Raw genomic sequence first — 26,928 nt, forward strand, 5'->3', positions numbered from 1 at the left:
CTTCAGCCTCCGAGGTGATGCATGGTGATCGGCCGTTCGACGTATCCTGGCTTGGCGGCGTAGCCCGCTTCCTTGTGCCAGACCTTGCCGCGGATCAATGCGGTGAGCTGCTCGGGCCCCGCGTTCAGCGCCGCCCGCAGCGCATGACCCTGCGCGGAGAACAGGCAGCTGTACAGCGCACCGCGCGCATCGACGCGCAGGCGGTCGCAGCTGGCGCAGAACGGCTTGGAGATCGTCGAGATGACGCCGATGCGATAGCCGTCGGCGAGTTCGTAATAGCTGGCCGGATCGTGGCCGCGCGGAATTGCGGTCAGCGTGCCGAGCGGCCGCAGGCTGTCGAGGATTTCCGCTTCGCCGACGACGCGCTCGCGGCTCCAGTCGCGACGGCCGTCGAGCGGCATGAATTCGATGTAGCGCAGCGGCAGGCCGGCCTGCTGCGCCCAGCGCGCCAGCGGCAGCACCTGGTCCTCGTTGTAGTCGCGCACGACAACGCAGTTGAGCTTGACCGGCAGGCCGGCGCTCTGCGCGGCGGCAATGCCGCGCAGCACGGCATGCACATCGCCGCGGGTCAGGCGCTTGAAGGTCTCGGCGTCGATGGCGTCGAGGCTGATGTTGAGATCGTCCAGGCCGGCGGCCTTGAGCTCGGCCGCGTAACGCGGCAGCAGGCCGCCGTTGCTGGTCATCGCGATGCGCTCGAGGCCGAGCGGGCGCAAGGCATTCAGTTCGCGGACGATCTCCACGACATCGCCGCGCAGCAGCGGCTCGCCGCCGGTCAGGCGCAGTTCGGTGATGCCCAGGTCGCGGATGAAGACCCGTGCCAGCTCGACGAGCTCGGCGCGCGACATCAGCTCCGCGCGCGGCAGCCAGGTCGGCTTGTCCGGCATGCAGTACAGGCAACGCAGGTTGCAGCGGTCGGTCAACGACAGGCGCAGCTTGCGCTTGGTGCGGCCGCGGGCATCGCGCAACGGCCCGGCGCTGCCCGGCGCGGCATCCCTGCCCGTCATCATCGAAGAACCGTCCACTACCGCTCCGAAGCTATCCACCGGGCCTCACCTCGGGTCCGGGGTTTGTTACTCCAGCTTCCAGCCGAAACGCACCTGTGCGGTGGCGGGCTGAGCCTGGCCGTCTACAGTAGCAGGACTGAAGCGGCACTTCTCGATCGCCCGCTGCGCCGCAGTGTCCAGCTTGCTGAAACCGCTGCTCTTGGCGACCCGGCCGGCAAGGACCTCGCCGCCGGCGTCGAGATCGACCTCGACGGTCACCGTGCCTTCCTCGCGCCGCTTGACCGACGAATCCGGGTATACCGGCCGGCGGCAGCTGCTCCAATCGATCGCCGGTTCGGTGCGCTTCACCGCAGCAGCCTTGGCCGGCGCTGCCGTCGGCGCGGCGGCCATCGCCGGTGCGGCGGATGGCCGCGGCGCAACCGTGGCCGTGGCTGCCACCGACTGCGCACGCTGCTGCCTTTCGAGTTCCGCCGCGGCACGCTCGGCGCGCTCAAGGCGGTCGGCGTCCTGACGCTGACGGTCGCGCTGCGCTGCCTGCTCGGCATTGCGGCGCTGGGTCTGCTCCATCTCCTTGAAATCGCCCTGCAACTGCTGGTTCCAGCCGTCCAGCGCGGCCTTTTCCTCATCCTCGAAGCGCGAGCTGTCATGGCCCGGCGTCGGCGTCGACACCGCCTCTGTCGACGGCCCGCTGTCGCCATCCAGCAGCCACAAGGCGCCGCCAACGACCAGGCAGACCACGATCAGACCTGCAGCGATTGAATATTCCGCGGAGCGACCAAGCGTTGTGGTCAGGCGCTGTAGCCCGGACTCCGACTTCCCCTGTTCCGGCATCGTTCTCTTCCCCCGTCAACGTGCCCGCGGCAACGGGGACACCCTCCTGCCCCTGCCGCGCCGCCAGTATGCCGACGGGGTGCTACACCCACAACAGGGCGCGTTTGATCTTGTTCAGCAAACCGAGACGCTCGGCCGACACCGGCACCTTCGCCGGCTCCGGCGGCGGACGCAGCGCGTTTTCCGGCTGCTGGCGCAGCAGCTCGTAACGGCGGCTGGCGATGTTGATCGTGCCGCGCAGCACGCTCTCGGAAACGGGCTTCAGCAGCAGGCGGTAGATCTGCCCCTGGTTGATCAGGGTGATGCTGTGGCCGGCATCCGCATGCGAGGTCAGCACCACGACCACCAGCGCCGGGTGATGTTCGCGCAGCGCCGCGAGCAGCTGGGTCAGCACTTCGCCGCCGACGACGAGTTCGGTGACGATGACGCCGATCTGATGCTGCTCCAGCAACTGCAGGCCTTCGTCGACCGAGCCTGCCTCGTGGACCGGACGGTCGGCGTCCAGCGCGCGCTTCAGCAGCTGGCGCGCCGCAACATCCTCGTCGAGCACCAGCACGCCAACGCCACCGGCGACCGGCTTGGCGCCGGAAGCACCCGCGGCCGGCGCCTGGCTCTGCGCCTGGTCCAGCGGCGGGATGATGGGCGTCGTGTCGGCCGCGGCCACCGCGGAAGCGATCGTCGCGCGCAGCTCGACCTGCGACCAGGGCTTGGAGATGAAGCGGAAGATCTCGCCTTCGTTGATGCTGCCGATGATCGCCGACAGATCGGAGTATCCGGTCAGCAGCAGGCGCACCGCGCGCGGCTGCACTTCCTTGGCGGTACGCAGCACGTCGACCCCGGTGAAGTCCGGCATGCGCTGGTCACTGACGATGACATCGAATTCCTGCGCCTTGATCTTCTCGATGCCGGCGGCACCGCCTTCCGCGGTGACGACCTCGTAGTCGTTGCGGAACATCGCCTTCAGCGAGAGCAGGATGCGCGGTTCGTCGTCGACAAAGAGAATTCGGGGGGGTGTAGCGATGCTCATGCCTGCTTCCTATGCGGTGCCCGCGGCAGCGACTGCCGGCCGCGACTCCTTCGAAGTACCGCCGATCGGCAGGCGGACCGTGAACTCGGTGCCCTTGCCCGGCCTGGATTCCACCGCGATGCTGCCTTTATGGTCCTCGAGGATGCGGAACACGATCGACAGGCCCAGACCTGTGCCCTTGCCGACATCCTTGGTCGTGAAAAAGGGCTCGAAGATATGCGCCTGCGTCTGCTCGTCCATCCCGCAACCACTGTCGGCAATCGCGATCTCGACATTATCACCAACGCGCCGCGTACGCAGACGCAGCCAGCCGGAACCTTCGATCGCCTGCGAGGCGTTGGTGATCAGGTTCAGGAAGACCTGGTTGAGCTGCGAGGGTGCGCAATGCACGAGCGGCAGTTCGCCATACTCGCGTTCGATCTCGACGCGGCCCTTCAGATGCCCCTGGCAGATCTTCAGCGCGGTATCGAGGCCGGCGTTGATATCGAAACGCTCGGTCAGCGAGCGGTCGACGCGCGAGAAATCCTTGAGGCTGACGACCAGATCGGCAATCTGCACCAGACCGTGCTCGACGTCGCCGAGCAGGATCTTCATTTCCTCCGGGCTCTCGGCCGGATCCCAGCGGCGCTTGGCCTGCTTCAGACGCTCGGCGCTGTCGGCCGGAAGGTCCGCAGGCAGCACCGACTCGTAGGTCTCGATCAGGCCGCTGAGCGACGGCAGGGAGTCGCGCACGGTCTCGACGTTGCTGCGCGCGTAACCCAGCGGCGTGTTGATTTCGTGCGCGACGCCGGCCACGAGCTGACCGAGCGAGGCCATCTTCTCCGACTGGATCAGCTGGGTCTGCTGCTGCCGCACCTCCAGCAATGCGCTGCGCAGCTCCTGCGTGCGGACCGTGACGAGTTCCTCCAGGCCGGTGTTGGCGCGATCGAGTTCCGCATAGCTGCGGCGCAGGCGCCAGCCGCCGAGGCCGAAGACCACCAGCAGCGCCAGTGCATAGATCGCCAGCGCCTGCCGGTAGCGCGCGACGGCCGCCTCGTCCTCCGCGTAGTGCGCGTAATACAGCCGGCGCGCCTGCTGCAGCATCGGCGTCGTCGGAATCGCGGCAAGCTCCTCGGTGACGCCGCGCAGGCCGTCCTTGGTTTCGCGGACGGTGTCGACGGCCGCGAGCAGACGGTCCAGCCCGCGCGCAAGCGCCGCGTCGCCGAACTTGCGGCTGTCGTTGCTGATCTTCGCCTGCAGCCCTGACACGGTCGGACCGTTGTCCGGATTGGACTGGATGCAGTAGCTGGTCAGCTCGCTGAGCAGGCCCATGACGTCGCGGCGCAGACCGGCGCGCTGCTCGGTCGCCAGCTCGGCGACGACCGGATCGACCAGCCGGCGCAATTGCTTGAACGCGGCGAAGAAGCGGTCGAGATCGGCGCGGTATTCGACGAGCAGATCGGTCTTCGCGCTGGCGCGGCCGAAGTAGTCGCGTGCGGCCTTGTCGAGTTCGCCGGGCAGCTTGTCCTTGGGCAGCCAGCTGCCGCGCATGCGCTGGCGGGCCGCGGTCAGGGCATCGATGGAGGGCTGCAGCGTCGACGGTTCCGCATCGAGTGCCAGACGCGCGCGCGCGATCTCGCGATCCGTGGCGGTTTCCAGCTCGATCACCTTTTCGAGGTGCGACAGACGTTCGTTATGGCGCTGCAACTCCAGCGGCGGCGTCTGCGTCTTCAGCAGCAGCAGACCGAGCACCGCCAAAGCCATGAACATCGCCACAATCACGATGATTCGGCGAAGCATTGCTACCCCCTCTCGCCGGGACTGCCCTCATCCCGGTCTCGTCCCCCGCCCCTGATCGCCGCGGCCAGCCTGCGAACTCGATGACTGTTTCGCAGTGCCTGCCGGGCGATCCTGCCCCCAACTACATATTCTGCACCGCAGCCCGGCGCGCCAGTTCCTGATCGACGAACTTGATCCAGTTGTTCGCCGCCACCGCCAGCGCCGGCGACTCCGCCGCCGCCGCGAACTGCAGCCGCGCCTCGCTGTACTTGTTGTCGTTGAACAATGCAGTTCCCAGCTGCATGTGCGTATCCGCCGCCTTCTCGAGCCCCTTCGACTTCAGCGCCGTGCGGAACGATTCCGCCGCACTCTTCCAGTCGCCCAGCTCGTTGTACGCCTGACCAAGATACACGTAATGCTTGGCCTCGCCACTCATGCTGGCCACTTCCTTGAGCACCGGCACCTGCAGCTTGTACTCCTGCGCCAGCGCGAGCGCCTGCGCGTAGAGCTGCAGATTCTCGACGTTGACCTTGATCGTCTTGGCCTTGAAGCCCTGCGTCATCAGGCGCACCGCCGGATACGGCGCCCCCTGCACCATGTACAGGCGCGCGAGGTTGAGCATGTCGCCCTCGTTCGCCAGCAGCTTGTTGCGATAGGCCGCGTGCAGCAGGTTGACCTGCTCGCGCTGTTCGTCCATCAGGCCGCGGATACCCGCCAGCTGCTGCCAGTACGAGGCATTCTCCGGCTGGATGCGCAGCAGCAGCTCCTGCACCTTGGCCGCCTTCGCGTACTCCTTGCGTTCGTAGTAGATCGCGCGCAGCAGGGCGAGCGCCGATTCCTTCGGCTGCTGGCCGCGCTGCTGCGAAATCTTCAGCGACGTCGTCAGCGCCTTCTCGGCTTCCTGGAACTTCTCAAGCTGGTAGTTCGCCTGAGCGAGCAACGCATAGCCTTCCGGGCTCGGCTCGGCGACGACACCCAGCCACTTCTCGACAACCTTGATCGCGAGCGGGTAGTTCTCCTCGATGAAGTACAGCTGCGCCATCGAGTAGAGGCTGCTGTCGCGCAGCGCGTCCGGCAGGTTCGGCTGCTTGAGCACTTGCTGATAGGCCTGGATCGCCTGCGGCGTCTTGTCCTGCGCGTAGTAGACCGCGGCGTACAGGTTGTACAGCGTCGCGCGCTCGTAGTCGTTGAGCTTGGCTTCGCCGGCCTTCAGATCGTCGAGCGCGGCGAGCGCGCCCTTGTAATCCTTGGCCTCGAAGCCCTTCTGCGCCACTTCCATCTTCTTGTAGGTTTCCGCGCGGATGACCTGGGTCTTCTTGGTCGGCGGCGGTACCGGCTTTTTCTTGTCGCTGTCTGCTGCACCGGCAACAGCCATGGTGCCTGCGACGAGCAGGGCCATGATGCCGGTGAACCAAGTCTTGCGGTTCATCACGACGAGCCTCATTTCTTGTCCAGCTCGAAGCGGATCAGATGCTGCACGTTCGGCACCGAGACCGGACGACCGCTTTCGACGCGTGGCTTGTACTTGAACTTCTGCACGGCTTTCTTCGCCGCTTCATCGAACACACCCGGCGGCTGCGACTCAAGCACCTTCGGATCGATGACGGTGCCCGATTCGGTCACGGTGAAGCTCAGCAGCACCCAGCCTTCGATGCCCTGGCTCTGCGCACGCGCCGGGTACATCGGCGCGACCTTGACGATCGGCAGGTATTCGCCGTCGGTCGACGACAGACCGAAGTTGGCCTTGACCTGCGTCGTGTTCTCCAGCGACATGTTGATGCTGACGTTGGTGTTCGTCGGCCCCTGGATCTGCACGGTCTGCAGCGGCACTTCGGGCGGCGCTTCCGGACGATCCGGCATCTCGGGCGGCTTGCGCTCGCGGGTCTCGATCTCGAAATTCTTCGACAGGCGCAGGAAGTCGACGGTCGGCAGGATCTCGGAATTGCCGTGCGAACCGGTGCTGCCGGCAATCAGCGCGTGCAGCAGCCAGAACAGGCCGACCATCGCGGTGCTGGCGAGCAGCAACGGCACCACGAAGCGGAACGGCGACAACCCCAGGCCCTTGGCACTGAAGTTCGGCGCATCGGCGACCGCGATGCGCACATTGCGCTCAACGGAAATCGGGCTCACGGCCATCAGCCACCTTCCCCTTGCGTGGCGACGGAGACACTGTCGACACCGCCGGCGCGGACCTGGTCCATGACCTGCGCCATGATGCCGCTCTCGGAGTTCTTGTCGGCAAGGATGACGACGGTGTCTTCCGGACGCTCGGCATGCATGCGTTCGACCAGCGCGCGGACCTCCGGCAGGTTGACCTTCTTGCGATCCATCCAGACCTCGCCGTTGGGGCGCACCGCGATCAGGATGTTGCCGGACACCTTGGCTTCGGCGGTCTCGGCCATCTCCTTGTCGACCTTGACGCCGGCCTGCTTGACGAAGGACGTGATGATGATGAAGAAGATCAGCAGATTGAGGACAAAGTCGAGCATCGGCGCGAGGTCGATGCCGTGATGTCCATCATCGGCGGTATGGCGGCGGGCTTGCATGGTGGTGGTCTCCTCCGGCTCGCTGTCTAGTTATTTCGTCGCGGTCGGCTGCAGCAGGACGTTCATGGCACCGCCTGCGCGGGCCTGGTCCATCGCCTTGACGACAACGCCGGTCGGCGCCTTGGTGTTGGCCACGACGATCACCGGACCTTCCGGATGCTCGCCGCGGAAGCGCTCGACGTTGGCGCGGATCGCCGCCGGATCGACCAGACGCTGGTCGATCGAGATGTCGCCGCTCTTGTGGACGGCAATGAACAGCGTGCCCTTGTCGTCTTCCTGCTGTTGCTGATTCGGCGGCGCCGGCGGCGGCGTGTTCAGCGTGAGGCCGACTTCCTTGACGAAGACCGCGGTGATGATGAAGAAGATCAGCAGGTTCAGCACGAAGTCGAGCATCGGCGCGAGGTCGATGGCCTCTTCGTCGTGCTCGACATGCTGGCGGCGGTGGCGCAGTCCCATGGGCTGTGTCCTAGAAGCTGAAACGCTCGGCGAGCAGTTCGGTCTGCTTGCGGATCGTCGACTGGAAATAGAACACCGGATACATGCCGGTGATGCTCACCGCGAGGCCGGTCATCGTGCAGTTCATCGCCTTCGATACACCCGAGGCCATCGTGCGCGCGTCGGCCGAACCCAGAATGGCCATCGAATCGAAGACCTCGAGCATGCCGTGCACGGTGCCGATCAGGCCCAGCAGCGGGCACATCGGGATCAGCACCTTGAGCACCGGCATGTTGTCGGCCATCGCGCTGTTGAGCCGCGAGATGTGCGTCTTGCGGATCTGATGCGCCGCCCAGGACTGGTGGTCGCGGCGCGACGTCCAGTCACCGAGCAGGCCCTGCACCATGGACGGCAGGTTCATCCGGAAGAACCACAGGCGTTCGAAGATCAACGTCCACATGAGGACCCCGGCGACCAGGATCCAGATCACGAACGGTCCTCCCGCCGTGACCAGCTGGCCGACCGCATGAAACGGTGCGGTCAGGAACTCAGGCATTGCGCTTCTCGATCAGCTCGGCCAGCAGGCCGGTGCTCTGCTCGTCGAGGATCTGCGTCAGGCGCTTCGAACGCGCCTGCAGCGCCGAGTTGGCGAACAGCAGCGGGATGGCGATGCCCAGACCCAGCAAGGTCGCGATCATGGCCATCGAGATACCGCCGGCCATCAGCTTCGGATCGCCCGAACCGGATTCGGTGATGACCTGGAAGGTGTGGATCATGCCGACGACGGTACCGACCAGGCCGAGCAGCGGACCGGCGGCAACGGCGAGCTTGAGGAAGGACTGGCCGCGTTCCAGCGGCGGCAGTTCCTTGAGCACTGCCTCCGACACGCGCAGCTCGACGACCTCGGTCTCTTCCGCACCGGTCGGCGTGTTCTTGCCCTTGAACGCGGACAGCACGCGGCCCAGCGGGTTGTCGGTGCTCAGGTTGTTGAGGTTGAGCAGCTGGCGGTTAACCTTGGTGCCGACGACGACCAGGTAGAAGAACTGGTAGATCGCGATGACCATGCCCAGGCCGCCGATGCCCAGGATCAGCCAGTTGACCGACTCACCTTCAACGATACGGTCGGTCATGCTCGGACGCTGCGAGAACAGCGACAGCAGCACGCCGCGCGTCGGGTCGACGACCATCGTGTGATAACCGCTGCCCTCGCCTTCGAAATCCTCGGCGATGTTGCCGAAGTTGCTCGGCGGCTGCTTGGGCGGCGTCGAGAAGGCGTTGCTGCCGGTGGTGTATTCGAGGAACTGGCCGTCGGCCACCGCCACGAACGGACCGACGCGCAGCACGGTCTTCTCGGTCTGCGAGCCGTCCGGCGCGGTGACCTTGGCCTGGATGCGGGTGATCTTGCCGGCTTCGGTCATTTCACGCTGCATTTCGAACCAGAACTGATTCAGGTCCTCCATCGGCGGCATGGTCTTGGTCTGCGCCAGGCGGTCGATCTGCGCGACGCGGTCGGTGAACTGCGCGGTCAGCATCGAGTTGCGCGCGATCGTCGCGAAGTCGCCGGCGGTCTGGCGCATGACGCCGAACAGTTCGCCGAGATTGCCGGCCTTGATGTCGCGGGCCTTGAGCAGCTCGCCGATCAGCGTGTCGTTCTTCTCGAACTCGCGCGCCAGTGCAGCGGCTTCGTTCTCGAGTGCGGTCTTCTCGGCTTCGGCTTCGCGCAGCAGGCTGCCCTGCTGGTCGCGCGCGGCGGCGAAGCGCGCTTCGCGTTCGGCATTGACCTTGGCGTCCTGCGCATCGGCCGAGCGAACCTGTTCGAGCAGTTCGTCGAGCGTCTTCGGCGCCGGTGCCTGGGCGGAAACCGAGAGGCTGGTCAGTCCGAGGACCAGGGCGGAAGCGAGCTTGAGCATAGTGGTCTGGCGCATGGCTTACTGGCCCCCGTTCGCGGCGGCTTGGATCGGAACAATCAACAGGTTCGGCGAGGTCTGCTTGAGCGCGACCTTCAGGCCTTCACGCACGCCGTTGGCGTATGCGTTGTCGAGCGTCCAGTCCTTCTTCTCGACGTCCCAGTAGCCGGTGTCGCTGCCGTCCGGCGTCTGGTAGAACAGGCCGACGCGGCCGACGCGCAGGAATTCGACTTCCTTGTCGCCGAGCTTGCCCTTGTAGGCTTCGATCGTGCGGCCGTATTCCATCTCGATCTGGTAGGCCTCGATGATGCGGCGATACTTCTCCGACACCGTGACGTCGGCGCGCGGCATCATCTCCTTGAGCTTGGCCACCCGCAGCACGCGGTCGGCCTTCAGGAACGGCACGTCGAGTTCGACGAACTGCTCCAGCGAACCGAGCATGCGGCCCATCAGCGGCTGGATCTCGATGTTCGTGCGGTCGAGTTCGGACGACTCCTGGCGGATCGCCTCCATCTCTTCTTCCTGCGAGTTCAGCTGCGAGCGCAGCTGCTGCAGGTAGAGCTTGAGGCCTTCGCTTTCGCGCAGCGTCGTGCGGTAGTCGTTGGCAAGGTCGCGGCCCTGTTCGGCCAGCGAATCGACGCGCTTCTGCGAGTCGACCTGGGCGACCAGCCATTGGTCGCTGGTCGAGGACACGTCCTTGACCGTCGCCGCCTGTGCGGCAGTGGCGAGGACCAGCGTTGCGACCGGGACGGCAATCACCCGGGAAACCCGGCTTGCTGACTTCAACAGGTACATCATCGATCTCCTCCGTAAACCCTTTTTGTCAGGCTTCGGTTCAAGCCTGGCAGCTGCGACGATTAAAAACGAAAGTTCCGTGGCCGCATGCGAATCACATGCTGGCCAGCGGGCGGAGGACGATGTCCTCCATCATTGTTCTGCGCGACAACTTGTACGCATCGACGAAAACGCCGGCGATGTCGGCAGCCGACATCAGCTTGCTGGTATCGACACCGCTGCCGTCCCAGGTCGGCGTGTCGGTCGGCCCCGGATACACGCAGCTGACGCGGATACCGCGGCTGGCGACTTCGGCGCGCAGCGCCCTGGCATAACCGGTCACGCCGTGCTTGGCGGCGCAGTAGGCGGAATTGTTGGCCAGGCCCTGAAGGCCCGAGGTGGACGACATCAGGAAGATGTCGCCGCTGCCGCGCTCAAGCATTTTCGCCAGGAACGCACGCGTCACCGCAAACAGGCTGACGAGGTTGGCCTGCAGCACCTGGACGAAGTCGGCGACGCTCATCTCGTGCGCCGCACCGCCCTTCCAGCTGCCGGCGTTGTTGATCAGCACATCCACGGCGCCGAAACGATCTTGAATCCTTGCGGCCATGCGCTCGACCGCGGCGCTGTCGGTGAGATCGACAGCCACGGTTTCGACATCGGCGCCGCTGCGCCGGCACTGCTCGGCGACGGCTTCGAGTTTCGCCGCATTGCGTGCCAGCAGACCGAGGCGGACATCCGGGTAGGCCGCTGCAAACGCCAGCGCGATGGCCGCGCCGATACCCTGCGATGCGCCAGTGACGACGACGACCGGACCCGGATGCTTCGGCGTCGTGTTCATCGTCAGGACACCAGCGATTTCAGCGCGACGGCTTCGTCGGCGAGTACGGCGGGGTCGGCCTGCACCCTGGCGGCGACCATCTTCTTGCCGAACATGAAGTCCTGCGGACGATTGACCGCATCGACCGCGATCACCGCACCGCCCTGCAGATAGAACGCGGTGAAGCTGTCGGCATCCATCGAGCCGCGCACGACGATGCGCTCGTGGCCCTGCGACAGACCGACCATCTGCAGCTTGAGGTTGTACTGATCCGACCAGAACCAGGGCACGCCGGCATGCGGCACGCGCTTGCCGCAGATCGTCGCGGCGGCGACGCGCGCCTGCTCGCTGGCATTGGGCACGGACTCGAGGCGCATGCGGCGACCGTAGAAACCGTTCTCGTGATTGGTGCAGTCGCCGGCGGCGAGGATGTCCGGATCGCTGGTCTGCGAATACAGGTCGACCAGGATGCCGTTGTCGACCGCCAGACCGCAGGCCTCGGCCAGCTCGGTGTTCGGAATCAGGCCGATGCCGACGATGACGATGTCGGCCGGCAGCCGCGTGCCGTCCTGCAGGACGACCGCTTTGGCGGTGGCGCCGCCTTCGAGCGCCTGCACCCCGACACCCAGGCGGATGTCGACGCCATGACGGCGGTGCACGCTGTCGTAGTACTGCGAAAGTTCGGGGCCGGTCACGCGCGCGAGCAGGCGCGGCAGCGCTTCGACCAGGGTGACGTTGAGGCCTTTCTTGATGCCGACCGATGCAGCCTCGAGGCCGATGTAGCCGCCGCCGATGATGACCAGCCGCTGTCCCGGATGGAACAGCTCGCGCAGGCGCTGGATATCTTCGATGGTGCGGACGTAGCAGACGTTCGGCTTCTCGGCGCCCGGCAGCGGCAGGCGCCGTGCGCGGCCGCCGGTCGTCAGCACCAGCTTGCTGTAGGCGAGCTGGCTGCCGTCGGCGAGCGTGACCGTATGCGCGGCGCGGTCGATCGCGGTCACGCGCACGCCGGTACGCAGTTCGATGTCGTGCTTGCTGTAGGCCTCGCGCGACTTGATGTACAGCGCGGCCTCTTCAATCTCGCCCGAAAGGAAAGTCTTCGACAGCGGCGGGCGCCGGTACGGCACGGCCGGTTCGTCGCCGATCACCACGATGCGTCCGCCATAGGCGTTCTGGCGCAAGGCACTCGCCAGATCGCTGCCGGCCTGGCCGGCGCCGACGATCAGGATGGTTTCGGTCGAGGACTCGCTCACGGCAACCGCGCTTCCGCGGCGCACGCAGCCAATACCGTAGCGGCAACGGCGCAATGCCATCTGCTCCCTGCGATATGGATCTGTCGTGCCATGCTGTTTGCGTCCGTCGGCTAGAGCCGCTTTTTTCGGGCTTCCTCAGCGGCGGAAATATCGCGCCGCGATCGGTTGCTCGCTCCTCAGCTTTATAATCAACAACGTTGTCTATATTACGCCGCCTGCCCCGGGATGCAAGCTCGGCGGTCATGCGGCAACAGCGCTGCGACGACTATAAGACCTCGGTAGCTGAACGCATACTAAGTCAGCGTACTGAAGCGCAAACGCCGCGAGCGCGCAAGGTCAAGTCTGGCTGCAGCCTGGGTATCGCCCTACGACGGTGCACGCGCAGTAGCTTCGAGAAAGCCGCTCAGACGCGTCCGGTCACCGGAATCAATGCGCCGGTCACCACCGCCCCGCGCTCGCTGAGCAGGAACACGATGACATCGGCCAGCGCCTTGGGCGTCACCCAGCGGGAATGGTCCGCGTCCGGCATGTCGGCACGATTGGCCGGCGTGTCGATGATGCTCGGCAGCAACGCGTTGACGGTGATGTCGCGCGCCTTGAGTTCCTCGGCCAGCGCTTCGGTCAGCCGTGCGACGCCCGCCTTCGAGGCGGCGTAGGCGCCCATGCCGGCCGCTGCCTTGACCGCGCCGTTGGCACCGATGTTGACGATGCGCCCGCCGGACTGCGGAAAATGCGGCAACGCAGCACGACTGGCGTTGACCGCCGTCCGCACATTGAGCTGGTAGAGCTGATCCCAGGTATCGACCGAGCCGTCGGCCAGCGTCTCCCAGCGGAAGCCGCCGGCGATGTTAACCAGCGCATCGATGCGCCCCTGCTTGCCGGCAATGTCGGCGAGCGCGGCCTGGGTCGCCTGCGGATTGCCGAGATCGAGCGCCGGCGCCGCCAGTGCTCCCTTCGGCGGCGTGCCGTCGACGCGGTCGATGGCGATGACCGTCGCACCGGCGGCGGCGGCGGTTTCCGCGACCGCACGGCCGAGTGCGCCGAGCGCGCCGGTGATCACGACGACTTTGTCCTTGAGTTCCATGGTGCTCTGCCTTGTTCTTGTCGCCCGGGTGCAACCCGGGTTTCACCCGGGCTACGGTAGCTGCTCAGCGAGGCTGCATGCGGATGGCGCCGTCGAGACGCAGCGTCTCGCCGTTGAGATAGCCGTTGCGAATGATTTCCAGCGTCAGGCTCGCATATTCGTCGGCATGGCCCAAGCGCGGCGGGAACGGCACCATCTTGCCGAGCGCCTCGAGCATCTCCGGCGTCGCGCGCGCCATGGCCGGCGTCGCGAAGATGCCGGGCTGGATCGTGTTGCAGCGGATGCCTTCGCGCGACAGATCGCGGGCGATCGTCAGCGTCATGCCGACGATCGCGGCCTTGGCCGCCGAGTACGCCGCCTGCCCCATCTGGCCTTCGGTCGCCGCCGCCGATGCGGTGTTGACGAGCACGCCGCGTTCACCGTTGATCGGCTCCAGCGTCATCATGCCGGCCGCCGCGCGCGTCACGCAGCGGAAGGTGCCGACCGTGTTGAGCTTGAGCACCCATTCGAACTTGTCGCTGGGAAAGATGTTGATCGCGCCGGTTGTCTTGTCCCGACGCGCAGTCGGAATCGCGTTGCCGCCGCCGGCGCAGCAGACCAGCGCTCGCTCCTGGCCCTGCGCCGCGCGTGCGCTCGCGAACGCCTGGTCGACGCTCTCGTCGGACAGCACGTCGCAGCGGTGGAACGTCGCGCCGGTCTCGACGGCAACCTTCGCACCGATCTCCTCGTTGAGATCGAAGATGGCGACTTTCGCGCCGGCGGCGCGCAGCGCCTGCACGGTGGCGAGACCGAGGCCTGAGGCGCCGCCGGTGACAACGGCCGCAAGTGAACTGTCGATCTTCATGGCGTGCTTCCGGTGAACGGTTGGCTGAACAATTTGATGTGGCGTGCGTTGTAGCGCAGTTGCGAACACTATGCAACAACGCTGTTGATTAGTATCATCGGTCGATCAATGGCCGGTCTGTCTTCGATCGGCTGCGAACGAAAACGAGGAGCGCGGCATGACGCAGGTAATGAAGGGTGTACGGGTTCTTGAGGTGGCGCAGTTCACCTTCGTACCCGCCGCCGGCGCCATCCTCGCCGACTGGGGCGCCGACGTCATCAAGATCGAGCATCCCAGGCGTGGCGACACGCAGCGCGGCTTCGTCAATCTCGGCGGCATCAAGGTCAACCCGAACCGCAGCCCGTTCATGGAGCATCCCAATCGGGGCAAGCGCAGCGTCGGCGTCGACATCTCCACGCCGGAAGGCATGTCGGTGATCTACGAACTCGCCAAGACCGCCGACGTGTTCCTGACCAACTACCTGCCGAGCCAGCGGCAGAAGATGAAGTTCGACATCGAGCACATCCGCGCGATCAATCCGAAGATCATCTACGCACGCGGCAGCGCCTACGGCGACAAGGGGCCGGAGCGCGACACCGGCGGCTTCGACGGCACCGCGTTCTGGAACCGCAGCGGCATCGCCCACAGCATGACGCCGGAAGAACTGCCGGGGCCGCTGTCGCAGGGCATTCCGGCCTTCGGCGATTCGATCGGCGGCATGAACATCGCCGGCGGCATTTCCGCGGCGCTGTTCCATCGCGAGCGCACCGGCGAGGCGATCGAGCTGGACGTCTCGCTGCTGAGCACCGCCTGGTGGGCGGCTGGCATCTCGATCGACATGGGCGTCGACTGCGGCCAGATGATGCGCAACCGCATGCCCGGCTCCGGCGGCAATCCGGGCAATCCGTTCATGGGCAACTACCGGACCTCCGACGGCGGCACGATCAACCTATGCACGCTGACGCCGGGGCCGCACATCAAGAGCTTCTTCGCCCACATCGGCCGGCCGGAATGCGCGGACGACGAACGCTTCGCCACCGCCGAGGCGCTGATGAAGCACTGGCAGCCGGCCAGCGAGATCATCCGCGACGCTTTCGCGCAGCAGGATTTCAAGTACTGGCGCCAGCAGCTGCAGAGCTACAGCGGCCAGTGGGCGCCGGTGCAGAGCCTGCTCGACATCGCGACCGACGAGCAGGCGCTCGCCAACGACATGTTCTTCGAAGTCGAGGCGTCCGACGGCGGTGCGCCGATCAAGGTCGTGCGCGGCCCGGTGCAGTTCAATCACGCGCCGGTCGAGACCATGCGCGCGCCGCAGGCCTCCGAGCACACCGAAATCGTGCTGATGGAGCTGGGCATGGAATGGGAGCGCATCGAGCAGCTCAAGGCGGCCGGCGCAATCGCCTGATCGGCGAGCAGCGTAGGCTGGGATGAAGCGCAGCGAATCCCAGCAGCTTGCGGGGCTTCGCCGGGATTCGCTACCGCTTCATCCCAGCCTACGGCCCTACAGCCAGATCACTTCGCCGGCTTCTTCTTCGCCGCCAGCGTCTTCTTCATGCGCGCATCGAGCTCCGGAAACTTCTCCGGGCGCACGGTGCCGTAGAGGCTCAGGCGCAGCATTTCGGTCGTGAAGCGCTGCGCCATCATCTGACGGTCCTTCGCGGTGCGCGATTGCGCGCGTGCGAACACCGGCCACAGGAAGGCGCCGATCAGCATGATCACCGAATGCACTTCGGGATCGATGCCGGGCTGGGCGAGATCGGACTGCGCGAACTTCTCGAACTGGGTCCAGTACTGATGCCAGAACGGGTCTGTGTCGGGGCGGCTGGAGCTCAGCACCTCGAACAGCCAAACGCGGCCCAGTTCCGGATTCTCCATCGCGAACTCGGCGACATGGCCGGCCACCGCCTGCGGATCCATCGAACCGATGGCCGGCTCGGCGTCCTGCGCGCCGAACACCGCCTGGCGCAGGCGTTCAGAGACCCAGGCCGTCGTCGCCGCAAGCAACTGCTCGCGCGTCGGGAAATGCTGATACGCGGTGCCGCGATTGACGCCGGCCAGCTGCGCCACCTGCGAAACGCTCAAGCCCTCGGGACCATCCTTGGCGAGCAGCTTGCCGGCTGCCTCAAGGATCGCGGCGCGCGTGCCATCCGGATCACGCTTGCGGCGCCGTACCTTCTTGTCCGCAGGACTCGCCTTGTTCGCCATGCTTCAGACCCCCAAACGATTCTTAACCGCGACTATTTTGCAGTTTTTTTACTCAACGATGTTGATGTCCACGGGTAGGCTGCGCAGCGGCGCCGCCCTACCCGCCTCAACGCCCCTACACAAATTCGTATACCGCCAGCCAATCGGCGATCGCCCGCACGAATCGTGCGGCGTCGGCGCCATTGATCACGCGGTGGTCGTAGCTCAAGGACAGCGGCAGCATCTGGCGCAGCACCGGGCGCCCTTCGGCGTCGGGCAGGAAGCGGTCCTGGGCGCGGCAGATGCCGAGGATCGCGACTTCCGGCGCATTGATGATCGGCGTGAAACCGGTGCCGCCGATGTGGCCGAGCGACGACAGCGTGAAGCAGCCGCCGCTCATCTCGGCCATCGCCAGGCCCTTGGTGCGCGCCTTCTCCGAAATGCGCGCGGTCTCCTCGACGATCTCGTCGATGCTCTTCGCGTCGCTGTTCCTCAGCACCGGCACCAGCAGGCCGCTCGGCACATCCACCGCGATGCCGATGTGGAAATACTTGCGCGCGGTCAGCACCGAGCCATCGGCGTTCAGCGCACTGTTGAACTTCGGATACTGCTGCAGCGCCGCGACCGAAGCCTTGACCAGCGCGGCAAGCAGCGAGCGCTTTCTCTCGGGGTTGGCAGCGTTCCATTGCTTGCGACGCTGCTCGAAACCGGTGATGTCGGCATCGTCGTGATGCGTGACGTGCGGGATCGACGTCCAGTTGCGATGCATGACGCGACCGACGAAATGCTGGGTCTTGCCCAGCGCGGTCGCCTCGACCGGTCCGTAGACCGAGAGATCGTCGGCGGGCCAGGGCAATGCTGCTTGAGGCGTGGTCGACATCAGACGCGCTCGATGATGATGGCCGGGGCCATGCCGCCGGCCGCGCACATCGTGATCAGGCCGCGACGCAGGTTGCGGCGTTCGAGCTCATCGAGCACGGTACCGATCAGCACCGCACCGGTCGCGCCGATCGGATGGCCGAGCGCGATCGCACCGCCATTGACGTTGACCTTCTCGCGATCGAGGCCAAGGTCGCGGATGAACTTCTCGACCACGACTGCGAAGGCTTCGTTGATTTCCCAAAGGTCGATATCGGCCTTGGTCAGGCCCGCCTTGGCGAGCACCTTGAGCGCTGCCGGTCCTGGCGCGTTGAGCATCAGGGTCGGATCGTCGCCGATGTTGGCGGTCGCGACGATGCGCGCGCGCGGCTTGAGGCCATGCTTGCGCGCGTAGTCCTCGGAGGCCAGCAGCAGCGCGGCGGCACCGTCGACGACGCCGGACGAACTGCCGGCGTGGTGGAAGTGCTCGATCTTCAGATCCGGATAACGGCGATTGATCAACTGACGGAACGTCGCGCCGGTTGGATCCAGCGCCATGTCGGCAACCTGGATGAAGCTTGGCTTGAGGCCGGCCAGATCGGCCGCCGTGGTCTGCGGCCGCGGATACTCATCCTTGTCGAGGCGGACCTTGCCGTCGTCGTCGACGACCGGGACGATGGACTTGTCGAAACGGCCTTCGGCGATCGCCCGCGCGGCGCGCTGCTGGCTCGCCAGCGAATAGGCGTCGAGCGCCTCGCGGCTGATGCCTTCCATCGACGCGATGGCATCGGCGCAGACACCCTGGTGCGATTGCGGATGACGCGCCTGCAAGCGCGCGTTGCCGGAACCCATCATCAGCGGTTTGAGACCGGCGGCGGCTTCCTTCTGCCCCTGCTCGGTGATCAGCGACATCATCTCGGTGCCGCCGGCGATGATCAGGTCTTCCATGCCGGAGCGGATCTGCGCGGCCGCCAGGCTCGTCGCGGTGATGCCGCTGCCGCAGAAGCGATCGAGCGTGACGCCGCTGACGCGTACGTCGAAGCCGGCATCGAGCGCGGCCATGCGGCCCATGTCGCCGCCCTGCATGCCCTTCTGCGCGCTGGTGCCCCAGATCACATCGTCGATGTCCGCGGTCTGCAGATTGTTGCGCTGCTGCAGCGCCTTGAGCACGGTCGCGGCCAGGTGCTGCGGATGCATGCCGGCGTAGGCGCCCTTGCCGGGCTTGCCGATGGCGCGCGGCGTACGCACCGCGTCGATGATGAAAGCTTCGCCCATGGGTATCTCCTGAAGATACTGTTCTTGTATGCAACGAGTATAAGCGCCCGATTTGCTTTTAGTCGACAGTGTTGTCTATTTGTACAACCGGTCCGGCGCTCAGGGCGTGAAGGGGCCGATCGTCTCGCCGCTCGGGTCGAGAGACTCGTTGCGCCAGCGCACCGATCCGAACGGCCGCTCCAGGCGCCGCCGCACGCGCGAACCGTGGCCCGGCGTATGGAAGCCATCCGCACGCGCCTGGATCTGGCGGTCGGCCTGGGTGAAGCGACTGCGCTGGCGCAGGTAGTCACCCCAGGTCGGACAGCTGTAGCGCTCGGTCCACATCATGATGTCGGCGATGTCGCGCGACAGCGACCAGTCGAAGGCGCCGTTGCGCTTGCGCAGCTGTTGGACCTTGAGCATCGCCTCATAGAACTGCCGCGCCAGCGCCGGATCGACGCGGTAATCGACCTCGATGACGACCGGGCCGCTGCGTGCCGTGATCGGCAAGGCCACTTCCGGTTCGTGCGCCAGCTCGACCATCTCGACCGACTCGTGGGTCACGCGCGGCATCGGCAACAGCAGACCGATCAGCGGCGTCAGCAACAGCGTGACGCCCGATGCGACGATCGCCATGCCCAGCCCCCAATCGGCGGTCAGATGACCCCACAGCCAGGCGCCGAACGCGATGCCGCCGGTCAAGGCCGACTGGAACCAGGACAGCGAGCGCGCCGCCACCCAGCGCGGCGCCGACAGCTGCACGCCGACACTGAACAAGGTGATCAGCAGCATGTACGCCGCACCGGAGATCACCAGCAGCAGCTGCGTCAGCAGCATGTTGCGGCTGAGCCCGATCAGCACGATCGCGATGCCGGCGATGATCGCGCACAGCGCCGCGGCGGTTTCCGCCTTCAGGCGCTCGCGAACGGTGCCGACCGCAAAGGCACCGATCACCGCACCGACGCCGGTAGCGCCGAGCAGCAGGCCGTAGGTGCGCGCATCGCCGGCCAGCAGGTCGCGCGCGATCAGCGGCATCAGCGCGGCGGTCGACGCGCCGGCGACGCCGGTCGCGAACGCGCGGATCATGACGTTGCGGATCGGCGGCGAGTGCGCGGCGTAGCGCGCCCCGGAAATGATCGCGCGATCCATGCGCTCGGGCGGCAGACGCGGCGGCACATGCTTGCGTTGCCACATCCAGAACGCGGCAATCAGCGGCAGGTAAAACAGCGCATTGATCGCGAAGGCCGCCATCGCGCCCGCCGCCATGACGATCAGGCCGCCGATCGCCGGGCCGAAGCTGCGTGCGATGTTGTAGCTGACCGACGCCAGTGCGACGGCCGCCGGCAGCTGCGCCGGCTTGACCTGCTCGATGACCGACGCCTGCCACGCCGGACCATAGACCGCGACGCCGGCGCCGATCAGGAAACAGAACACCAGCAGTGTCCAGGGCGTGGTCATGCCGAGCGCGGCGAGCACGGTCAGCACCGTCGCCGCGAGTGTCGCGAAGCTGAGGCCGAGCAGCGCGATCTTGCGGCGATCGAACATGTCCGCAATCGCGCCGGCCGGCACCGCGACGAGCATCAACGGCAGCATCAGCGCCGTCTGCACCAGCGCGACCATGCCGGCCGACGAGGTCAGGCGCGTCATCTCCCAGGCCGCGCCGACACCCTGGATCAGCTGCCCGAAATTCGACATCAGGCTCGCCGACCAGATCAGCAGAAAGGTCCGCTCGCGCAGCGGCTCCAGCGCTGCCCAGGATTTGCGAGATTGCGGCCCGGTGTCGGTCACTGCGGCGGAGGAAACTTATTTCATCGTCGGCATGTTGAACTCGGCGCGGCGCTCGACTTCGCGCGGCCAGCGCTGCGTGATCGCCTTCAGGCGCGTGTAGAAGCGCACGCCTTCGCGGCCGTAGATGTGATGATCGCCGAACAGCGAACTGCGCCAGCCGCCGAAGCTGTGGAAAGCCATCGGCACCGGCAGCGGCACGTTGACGCCGACCATGCCGACCTCGATGCCGGAGGTGAACGCACGCGCCGCGCTGCCGCTGCGCGTGAAGATCGCGGTGCCGTTCGCATACGGGTGCGCATTGATCATCCTGATCGCGCTGTCGAGGTCCGGCACGCGGATGATGCCGAGCACCGGTCCGAAGATTTCTTCCTTGTAGATGCGCATGTCCGGCTGCACGCCGTCGAACAGCGAGCCGCCGAGGAAGAAGCCGCCCGGTGCGCCGTCATAGCCAGGGCGGCCGTCGACCAGCAGCTTGGCGCCCTCGCCGACGCCGGACTTGATGTAGTCGCAGACCTTGTTGCGATGCTCGCCGGTGATCAGCGGCCCCATCTCGGTCGCCTCGTCGGTCGGCAGGCCGACGCGCAGCGCCTTGACGCGCGGCGCGAGACGCGCGATCAGCTGGTCCGCGCATTCGTCGCCGACCGCAACCGCGATCGAGATCGCCATGCAGCGCTCGCCCGCCGAGCCGTAGGCCGCGCCGAGCAGCGCTTCGACGGCATCGTCGATGTCGGCGTCCGGCATGATGACCATGTGGTTCTTCGCGCCGCCCAGCGCCTGCACGCGCTTGCCGCGCTGCGTGCCCTCCAGATAGACGTGCCGCGCGACCGGCGTCGAACCGACGAAGCTGACCGCGGCAACGTCCGGATGCTGCAGCAGGCCGTCGACCGCGGTCTTGTCGCCATGCAGCACATTGAACACACCGTCCGGCAGGCCCGCTTCATGCAGCAGCTTTGCCAGCAGCACGGCCGCCGACGGATCGCGCTCCGAAGGCTTGAGGATGAAGCTGTTGCCGCAGGCCAGCGCGATCGGGAACATCCACAACGGCACCATCGCCGGGAAGTTGAACGGCGTGATGCCGGCAACGACGCCGAGCGACTGGCGCAGGCTGTAGGCGTCGACACCGGTACCGACGTTCTCGTTGTGCTCGCCCTTGAGCAGTTCCGGAATGCCGCAGGCGAACTCGACGACTTCGATACCGCGCACGATCTCGCCGCGCGCATCGCTGACCGTCTTGCCGTGTTCGCTGGAGATCAGCACCGCGAGTTCGTCGGTCGCCGCTTCGAGCAGCTGGCGGAAGCGGAACAGCACGCGTGCGCGACGCAGCGCCGGCGTGGCCGACCAGCCGGCAAACGCGGCCTTGGCGGTCGCGACGCAGGCGTTCAGTTCTTCGGCCGATGCATACGGCACGCGCGCACTGACCAGACCGGTGCTGGGGTTGAACACATCGGCGTTGCGCCCCTGCGTCGGGACGACGGCCTTGCCGCCAACCCAGTGCGGAACGGTGGACAGGGAAGCGGCGGCGGGGGCGGAAGCAGTCATGGCAAACCTTGTGTCGTTGATTGAAAGTGAGTGAAGCCCGGGCGGTCGATCCGCTCAGGTCGCGAAGCTGTAGCCGCCGTTGACCGGATAAGTCTGGCCGGTGACCCAGCCCGCGGCATCGGAACTGAGGAACAGCGCCATCGCCGCGACGTCCTCTGGCTGGCCGAAGCGGCGGATCACATAGCGCGCGACATGCGCCTTGGCCTGCTCGCTCGCCATGAACTCGGATTTCGCCGGCTCTTCAAGCGCGGGCTCCAGAGTCGACAGCGATATGCAGTTGGCGGTGATGTTGTAACGGCCAGTCTCGCGCGCGATCGAGCGCATGAAGCCGGCGGCGCCGGCCTTGGCGGCCGAGTACACGGCAAGCCGCGCCTCGCCGATCCGGCCCGCGTCGGAAACGATCGTGACGATACGGCCGCGCTGCTGCGCGACCATGCCGGGCAGCAGCGCATGACAGCAGTTCATCACGCCCTGCAGGTTGGTGCGGAAGTAGCGATCCCAGTCCTGCGGCGCCGTTTCCCAGAACAACGGCGACGGTCGCATCACCGTGTTCGGTCCGGCATTGCCGGCGTTGTTGACAAGGATCGTGACCGGGCCGAGCGTCGTGGCCTGGTCGATCGCGCGCTGGACCGACTCGCGATCGCCGACATCGGCAACCGCCGCGACGGCGGCAACGCCGGTCGCGCGCACCTCGGCGGCGACCGCTTCGGCGCGCGCCGGATCGACGTCGTTGATCGCGATGCCGCCGGCGCCGTGGCGCGCGAACGCCAGCGCGATCGCACGACCGGCGCCCTGTCCGGCACCGCTGATGAAGGCGATCTGGCCGTTGAGGTTGAGGAGGTCTTCGTGACTCATAGAAGCACTCCCTCTCCCCTCAGCGAGGGGAGAGGGTTGGGGTGAGGGGCTGCCGGAGAGCCCAGCTGCGGTAGCAGACGCCCCTCACCCTAACCCTCTCCCCGCACGCGGGGAGAGGGAATCAACAGCTCAAGCCGCCTTCGAATGATGCGAGAACATCCGCATCAGATCGCCCGACGTGATCGGACGCTGGGCTTCGCCTTCTTCCAGCGGCTTGGCACCGCCGGACGACACCGGCGTCACGTCAACACCGTCGGCCGCCGCCTTGGCGCGCAGCGCGCCGACCGTCAGCGCTTCCTTCTTCTGATGCTTGAACAGATCGAAGTTGAAGAAGCGCATCGCATTCAGATGCGTGACCTTGTCGATCTGCTTGTCGGTCAGGTGATTGATGCTCTTCCACAGGTACTCCGGCACTTCCGGCCACAGCGAGTCGGAGTGCGGGTAATCGCATTCGTAGGAGACCATGTCCTCATTCAGCGAATCGAGATTCTTCAGGCCGAAGGCATCGTCGATGAAGCAGTTGAGGAAGTGGCGCGCGAAGATTTCGCTCGGCTTGGTGTCGCCGAAGGTCGAATGCGTCCAGAACTTGTGGCGCGAGTGGCTGAAGTCGGCGCGTTCGAGGAAATACGGAATCCAGCCGATGCCGCCTTCGGACAGCGCGATCTTCATCTTCGGATAGCGGTGCAGCGCTTCAAGATTCAGCCAGTCGGCGGCGCCGGTCGCGATCGACATCGGCATCGTCGTGATCCAGGCCTCAATCGGCGTTTCCATCGACGCATGCGGCGCCGGATTGCCGGCACCGATGTGCAGACAGATCGCCATATCGTGATCGACGATCGTCTTCCACAGCGGTTCCCAGTACGGGTTGTGAATGCTCGGCAGGCCCTGCACGGTCGGGTTCTCGTTGAGCGAGACCGCGGTGCAGCCCTTCTTGGCGATGCGCTTCACTTCTTCGACCGCAGCCTTGATGTCCCAGGTCGGCAGCAGCGCGCAAGGGATGAAGCGGCCGGGGTGCGAGCCGCACCACTCGTCGATGTGCCAGTCGTTGTAGCCGCGCATGTGGATCAGCGACAGGTTCTTGTCCGGCACCTTGTGGAAGCGGCCGCCGTCGAAGCCGGGGAAGCTGCCGAAGTTCAGCGACGCGGCAATGCCGTTGACGTTCATGTCGTCGATGCGCGCATTGTGCTCGTAGCAACCCTTGCGCAGCTGCTCGAACGAGGTCGGCTCCATGCCGTACTCGTCCATCGGCCGGCCGACGACCGCGTTCAGACCCACCGACGGCATCTTCAGGCCCTGGTACTCCCAGAACGTCGTGCCGTTGTCGGCGACCTTCAGCGTCGGCGCCGACGCCAGATCGGCACCGGACAGGTGCTGCTTGTACATGTCAGGCGGTTCGCTGATGTGGTCGTCAACGCTGATCAGCACCATGTCGTTCATCTTCATAAGGCTCTCCTTGTTGCTTCGGGCGACCGCTCGGCGGTCGCCATTGATTCGAATCAGTCTCTGGCCAACAGCAGGGCGGTCGCCAAGGGCCCGCCGCCCGAAGTGCATACCGCAACCCGCGGATCGTTCTTGATCTGGCGCGCGCCGGCGTTGCCGCGCAGCTGCGTCACCGCCTCATGCGCGAAGCCGAAGCCGTGCAGGCGGCCGCCGGCGATCTGCCCGCCAAAGGTATTCAGCGGCAACTCGCCATCCAGCGCGATGCGCTTGCCGCCTTCGATGAACCTGCCGCCCTCGCCGAGCGCGCAGAAGCCGAGCGCTTCGAGCCAGGTGATCGGATAGAACGCGAAGCCGTCGTAGAGCTGCACGGTGTCGACGTCCTCGGGCTTGTAATCGGTGTGCTTCCACAGGTCGGCGCCGGTCGGATAGCAGGCCATCCACTCGGCCTGATCCCAGCTGTGGCGCTCGACCGAGCCGGCCATCGCGGCGATGCGGACCGGTGTGCATTTCACTTCATCGACGGCATCGCCGGCGGACACGATCAGCACCGTCGATGCATCGGTGAAGCGGTCGCAGTCGTACAGGCACAGCGGCGTCGAGATCATCCGCGCCGCCATGTATTGATCCAACGTCAGCGGCTCGCGGACCAGCGCACGCGGATTCAGCAGCGCGTTGGCGCGATCGGTCAGCGCGACCTGCGCGAGCTGTTCGCGGGTCAGGCCGTACTTCTTGACATGACGCATCGCGTACTGCGCGGTCCAGTTCGCCGCCGAGATCGCGCCGAACGGCGCGAGCCACTGCGAGGAACCGTCGACCCGATCGCGCTTCGGCGGCGGATATTCGTCGGGCCGCGCCATCGCTGCCGCTTCATAGACGGTACGGAAACAGATCACATGTCGCGCAAGGCCCGCACGCACGGCTGTGGCCGCGGCAACCACCGCGCCGAGCTGCGAAGTGATCTCGCCGCCGCCGGCATACCAGGTCGCGCGTATGCCGAGCGCGTCGATCACCTCATCGGCGCCGACCGGCGAGAAACCCAGATACGCCGGCACCCGGCCGGGATAGGTCGAGACGCCATCGATCTGGCCGATCGTCAGCCCAGCTTCGCCGAGCGCTTCGCGAATCGCATCGAGCGTCAGCAGCAACGGATGGCGCGTCAGCTTCGTGCCGACCTCGGACTGGCCGACTCCGGTGATGTAGGCATCAGCGCGCGACATCAGCTCACCTTCTCGAACAGCGGCAGCCAGACATCATCATGCTGCTCGAACTTCACGCGCACGCGGTCGCCGATGTCGACTGCATCGACCGGGCAGCCAATGATATTCGTCGTCAGGATCACGCCGGGCGCGCCGTCGATCGCGACGCGCGCGATCACGTAGGGCACATCGATCGCCGGATGGAACTTCTGATGATTGACTGTGTAGGTATCGACAACGCCAGTGCCCGCCACCGCAACGGCCTTAACGTGCTCCGACAGACAGCTGCGACAGACCGGCCGCGGCGGATGAATGAAGGTCTTGCAGTCCTGGCACTGATTCAGGCGCAGCTGCCCGTCCGCGCCGCCGGTCCAGAACGCGCGGTTGTCGCTATCCAGCCGTGGCAGCGGACGGGCCATAGGTGACGATCAGCTCGCGTTCGCCATCAGGCTGCGCGGGTCGATCTGGCCGGTCGCCAGGCCGCCCATGAAGCCGCCGTCGATCGGCAGCGCGACACCATTGACGTAGCTCGCCGCCGCGCTGTTGAGGAACAGCAGCGGGCCGGCCTGTTCATCCGGCGTCGAGCGGCGGTTGATCGGCTGCATCGCCGCGTCGAGCACCGAGGCCTTGGTGGCCTGCTCGAAGTGGCTCATCATCGGCGTCTGCGTCGGGCCCGGCATCGTGCAGTTGATGCGGATGCCTTTCTTGATCAGGTGGAACGAGGTCATCATCGTCCACAGGATGATCGCTTCCTTCGAGAAGGCGTAGCCTTCGCGGACCTGCTCGGCGTTGTCTTCGCACCACTTGATCTGGGCGTCGTAGTCGGTCAGCTGCAGCAGGCCCATCAGCACCGGGATGCGCCGGCTCCAGCCCATGCCGCCGTTCGACGAGATGCTGACGATCGCGCCGCCCTCGCCCATCAGCGGAATCACCTTCTCGGTGACGCGGCGGGTACCGGCGTAGTTGACCTTCATGACGTCGAGCGGCGGCGCGGTCTGCGGCAGGCCGGCGCAATTGAACAGCGCATCAACCTTGCCGCCGATTTTCGCGATCGTCGCGTCGATCGCGGCCGGATCGCGCAGGTCGACCTGGTTGAACGAAGCGAGCTTGAGCGCGGTCGGCTTGTAGTCGATGCCGTGGACCTCGGCACCCTGCTCCAGCAGCTTGCGGGCGGTGGCCTCGCCCATGCCGGAGAAGCAGCCGCTGACGATCACGCGCTTGTTCTTGTAACCCAGAATATCCATCGCTCCTCCGAGCTTGTGCGGTTCAGTTTATGGGAGCAGGCAAGGCCCGGCTCATTCTTCAATGACGATGATGCGTTCCGGGCAGGCGCGCGCACCGCGCCGGGCGAGGGCCTCCATGCCGGCCGGCACTTCGATTTCCTCGACGGCGATGTAGCCGTCCTCGTCGAGCGGAAACAGTTCGGGCGACACGGCGGCACAACGGGCATTGCCGACGCAGGACGCCTTTTCGATGCGGATCTTCACACTTCTCTCCTCATGCGCCCGGCGGTGCCGGAGCGGCCGCGTCTGATGCGCGCCGCCGTGTCCGG

At 66.1% G+C, this 26,928-nt stretch carries 27 protein-coding genes; 1 reads left to right on the plus strand and 26 read right to left on the minus strand.

Annotated elements, in window-relative coordinates; all coding sequences use genetic code 11:
• Positions 1-2 precede the first annotated feature (2 nt).
• From moaA to AC3WUF_RS11035, 15 genes are all read right to left on the minus strand, one after another.
• Positions 3-1,004: a GTP 3',8-cyclase MoaA gene (gene moaA / locus AC3WUF_RS10965; RefSeq protein WP_492425623.1), complete on the minus strand. Its 1,002-nt coding sequence runs from the start codon at positions 1,002-1,004 to the stop codon at positions 3-5.
• A 66-nt stretch (positions 1,005-1,070) separates the two neighbouring features.
• Positions 1,071-1,835: an energy transducer TonB gene (locus AC3WUF_RS10970; RefSeq protein ID WP_492425381.1), complete on the minus strand. Its 765-nt coding sequence runs from the start codon at positions 1,833-1,835 to the stop codon at positions 1,071-1,073.
• 82 nt (positions 1,836-1,917) lie between these two features.
• Positions 1,918-2,862: a response regulator gene (locus tag AC3WUF_RS10975; protein ID WP_492425383.1), complete on the minus strand. Its 945-nt coding sequence runs from the start codon at positions 2,860-2,862 to the stop codon at positions 1,918-1,920.
• A gap of 9 nt (positions 2,863-2,871) precedes the next feature.
• Entirely contained in the window at positions 2,872-4,641 is a 1,770-nt protein-coding gene (locus AC3WUF_RS10980) for an ATP-binding protein (RefSeq protein WP_492425385.1), read from the minus strand.
• Between the two features lie 121 nt (positions 4,642-4,762).
• Positions 4,763-6,049: a tetratricopeptide repeat protein gene (locus AC3WUF_RS10985; protein ID WP_492425387.1), complete on the minus strand. Its 1,287-nt coding sequence runs from the start codon at positions 6,047-6,049 to the stop codon at positions 4,763-4,765.
• Between the two features lie 11 nt (positions 6,050-6,060).
• Positions 6,061-6,750, minus strand: a complete 690-nt coding sequence (locus tag AC3WUF_RS10990; protein WP_492425389.1) for a TonB family protein — start codon at positions 6,748-6,750, stop codon at positions 6,061-6,063.
• Between the two features lie 5 nt (positions 6,751-6,755).
• Positions 6,756-7,166 carry an ExbD/TolR family protein gene (locus AC3WUF_RS10995; RefSeq protein WP_492425391.1) on the minus strand — a complete coding sequence of 137 codons (411 nt, stop codon included), beginning with the start codon at positions 7,164-7,166 and terminating at the stop codon, positions 6,756-6,758.
• 30 nt (positions 7,167-7,196) lie between these two features.
• Entirely contained in the window at positions 7,197-7,622 is a 426-nt protein-coding gene (locus AC3WUF_RS11000; protein WP_492425393.1) for an ExbD/TolR family protein, read from the minus strand.
• A 10-nt stretch (positions 7,623-7,632) separates the two neighbouring features.
• Positions 7,633-8,157, minus strand: a complete 525-nt coding sequence (locus AC3WUF_RS11005; RefSeq protein WP_492425395.1) for a MotA/TolQ/ExbB proton channel family protein — start codon at positions 8,155-8,157, stop codon at positions 7,633-7,635.
• Positions 8,150-9,526: a MotA/TolQ/ExbB proton channel family protein gene (locus AC3WUF_RS11010; protein WP_492425397.1), complete on the minus strand. Its 1,377-nt coding sequence runs from the start codon at positions 9,524-9,526 to the stop codon at positions 8,150-8,152. The genes AC3WUF_RS11005 and AC3WUF_RS11010 overlap by 8 nt, the downstream gene beginning before the upstream one ends.
• 3 nt (positions 9,527-9,529) lie before the next feature.
• Positions 9,530-10,306, minus strand: a complete 777-nt coding sequence (locus AC3WUF_RS11015) for a DUF3450 domain-containing protein (RefSeq protein WP_492425399.1) — start codon at positions 10,304-10,306, stop codon at positions 9,530-9,532.
• 91 nt (positions 10,307-10,397) lie between these two features.
• On the minus strand, positions 10,398-11,123 hold the full coding sequence (locus tag AC3WUF_RS11020) for an SDR family NAD(P)-dependent oxidoreductase (protein WP_492425401.1): 726 nt from the start codon (positions 11,121-11,123) through the stop codon (positions 10,398-10,400).
• A 2-nt stretch (positions 11,124-11,125) separates the two neighbouring features.
• Entirely contained in the window at positions 11,126-12,355 is a 1,230-nt protein-coding gene (locus AC3WUF_RS11025; RefSeq protein WP_492425403.1) for an NAD(P)/FAD-dependent oxidoreductase, read from the minus strand.
• A gap of 403 nt (positions 12,356-12,758) precedes the next feature.
• Positions 12,759-13,439: an SDR family NAD(P)-dependent oxidoreductase gene (locus AC3WUF_RS11030; protein ID WP_492425405.1), complete on the minus strand. Its 681-nt coding sequence runs from the start codon at positions 13,437-13,439 to the stop codon at positions 12,759-12,761.
• A gap of 64 nt (positions 13,440-13,503) precedes the next feature.
• Positions 13,504-14,283 (minus strand): SDR family NAD(P)-dependent oxidoreductase, encoded by a 780-nt coding sequence (locus AC3WUF_RS11035; RefSeq protein ID WP_492425407.1) that lies wholly within the window; start codon positions 14,281-14,283, stop codon positions 13,504-13,506.
• Positions 14,284-14,452: 169 nt separating this feature from the next.
• Here AC3WUF_RS11035 and AC3WUF_RS11040 point away from each other — a divergent pair, with 169 nt between their 5' ends.
• Complete coding sequence (locus AC3WUF_RS11040) at positions 14,453-15,667, plus strand: CaiB/BaiF CoA transferase family protein (protein ID WP_492425624.1); 1,215 nt, start codon at positions 14,453-14,455, stop codon at positions 15,665-15,667.
• A 107-nt stretch (positions 15,668-15,774) separates the two neighbouring features.
• Here AC3WUF_RS11040 and AC3WUF_RS11045 read toward each other — a convergent pair whose 3' ends face one another.
• The 11 genes from AC3WUF_RS11045 to AC3WUF_RS11095 form a co-directional block, all read right to left on the minus strand.
• A complete protein-coding gene (locus AC3WUF_RS11045; protein WP_492425409.1) occupies positions 15,775-16,467 on the minus strand; it encodes a TetR/AcrR family transcriptional regulator in 693 nt (230 codons plus the stop codon).
• Between the two features lie 115 nt (positions 16,468-16,582).
• Entirely contained in the window at positions 16,583-17,326 is a 744-nt protein-coding gene (locus tag AC3WUF_RS11050) for a 2-oxo acid dehydrogenase subunit E2 (protein ID WP_492425411.1), read from the minus strand.
• Positions 17,326-18,579: an acetyl-CoA C-acetyltransferase gene (locus AC3WUF_RS11055; RefSeq protein WP_492425413.1), complete on the minus strand. Its 1,254-nt coding sequence runs from the start codon at positions 18,577-18,579 to the stop codon at positions 17,326-17,328. Before AC3WUF_RS11055 ends, AC3WUF_RS11050 begins: the two co-directional genes overlap by 1 nt.
• 99 nt (positions 18,580-18,678) lie before the next feature.
• Positions 18,679-20,346 carry an MFS transporter gene (locus tag AC3WUF_RS11060; protein WP_492425415.1) on the minus strand — a complete coding sequence of 556 codons (1,668 nt, stop codon included), beginning with the start codon at positions 20,344-20,346 and terminating at the stop codon, positions 18,679-18,681.
• A 15-nt stretch (positions 20,347-20,361) separates the two neighbouring features.
• Positions 20,362-21,885, minus strand: a complete 1,524-nt coding sequence (locus tag AC3WUF_RS11065) for a CoA-acylating methylmalonate-semialdehyde dehydrogenase (RefSeq protein ID WP_492425417.1) — start codon at positions 21,883-21,885, stop codon at positions 20,362-20,364.
• A gap of 54 nt (positions 21,886-21,939) precedes the next feature.
• On the minus strand, positions 21,940-22,740 hold the full coding sequence (locus tag AC3WUF_RS11070) for an SDR family NAD(P)-dependent oxidoreductase (RefSeq protein WP_492425419.1): 801 nt from the start codon (positions 22,738-22,740) through the stop codon (positions 21,940-21,942).
• A gap of 129 nt (positions 22,741-22,869) precedes the next feature.
• A complete protein-coding gene (locus AC3WUF_RS11075; protein ID WP_492425421.1) occupies positions 22,870-24,183 on the minus strand; it encodes an amidohydrolase family protein in 1,314 nt (437 codons plus the stop codon).
• A gap of 53 nt (positions 24,184-24,236) precedes the next feature.
• Positions 24,237-25,397: a thiolase family protein gene (locus AC3WUF_RS11080; protein ID WP_492425423.1), complete on the minus strand. Its 1,161-nt coding sequence runs from the start codon at positions 25,395-25,397 to the stop codon at positions 24,237-24,239.
• Positions 25,397-25,795: a Zn-ribbon domain-containing OB-fold protein gene (locus AC3WUF_RS11085; RefSeq protein WP_492425425.1), complete on the minus strand. Its 399-nt coding sequence runs from the start codon at positions 25,793-25,795 to the stop codon at positions 25,397-25,399. The genes AC3WUF_RS11080 and AC3WUF_RS11085 overlap by 1 nt, the downstream gene beginning before the upstream one ends.
• A 9-nt stretch (positions 25,796-25,804) precedes the next feature.
• The gene (locus AC3WUF_RS11090) at positions 25,805-26,620 is read right to left on the minus strand and encodes a coniferyl-alcohol dehydrogenase (protein ID WP_492425427.1); all 816 of its coding nucleotides are present in this window, start codon (positions 26,618-26,620) and stop codon (positions 25,805-25,807) included.
• A 51-nt stretch (positions 26,621-26,671) separates the two neighbouring features.
• Positions 26,672-26,863, minus strand: a complete 192-nt coding sequence (locus AC3WUF_RS11095; RefSeq protein WP_492425429.1) for a ferredoxin — start codon at positions 26,861-26,863, stop codon at positions 26,672-26,674.
• Positions 26,864-26,928: the final 65 nt, after the last annotated feature.

Source organism: Fontimonas sp. FW305-C-3 (assembly GCF_058783185.1).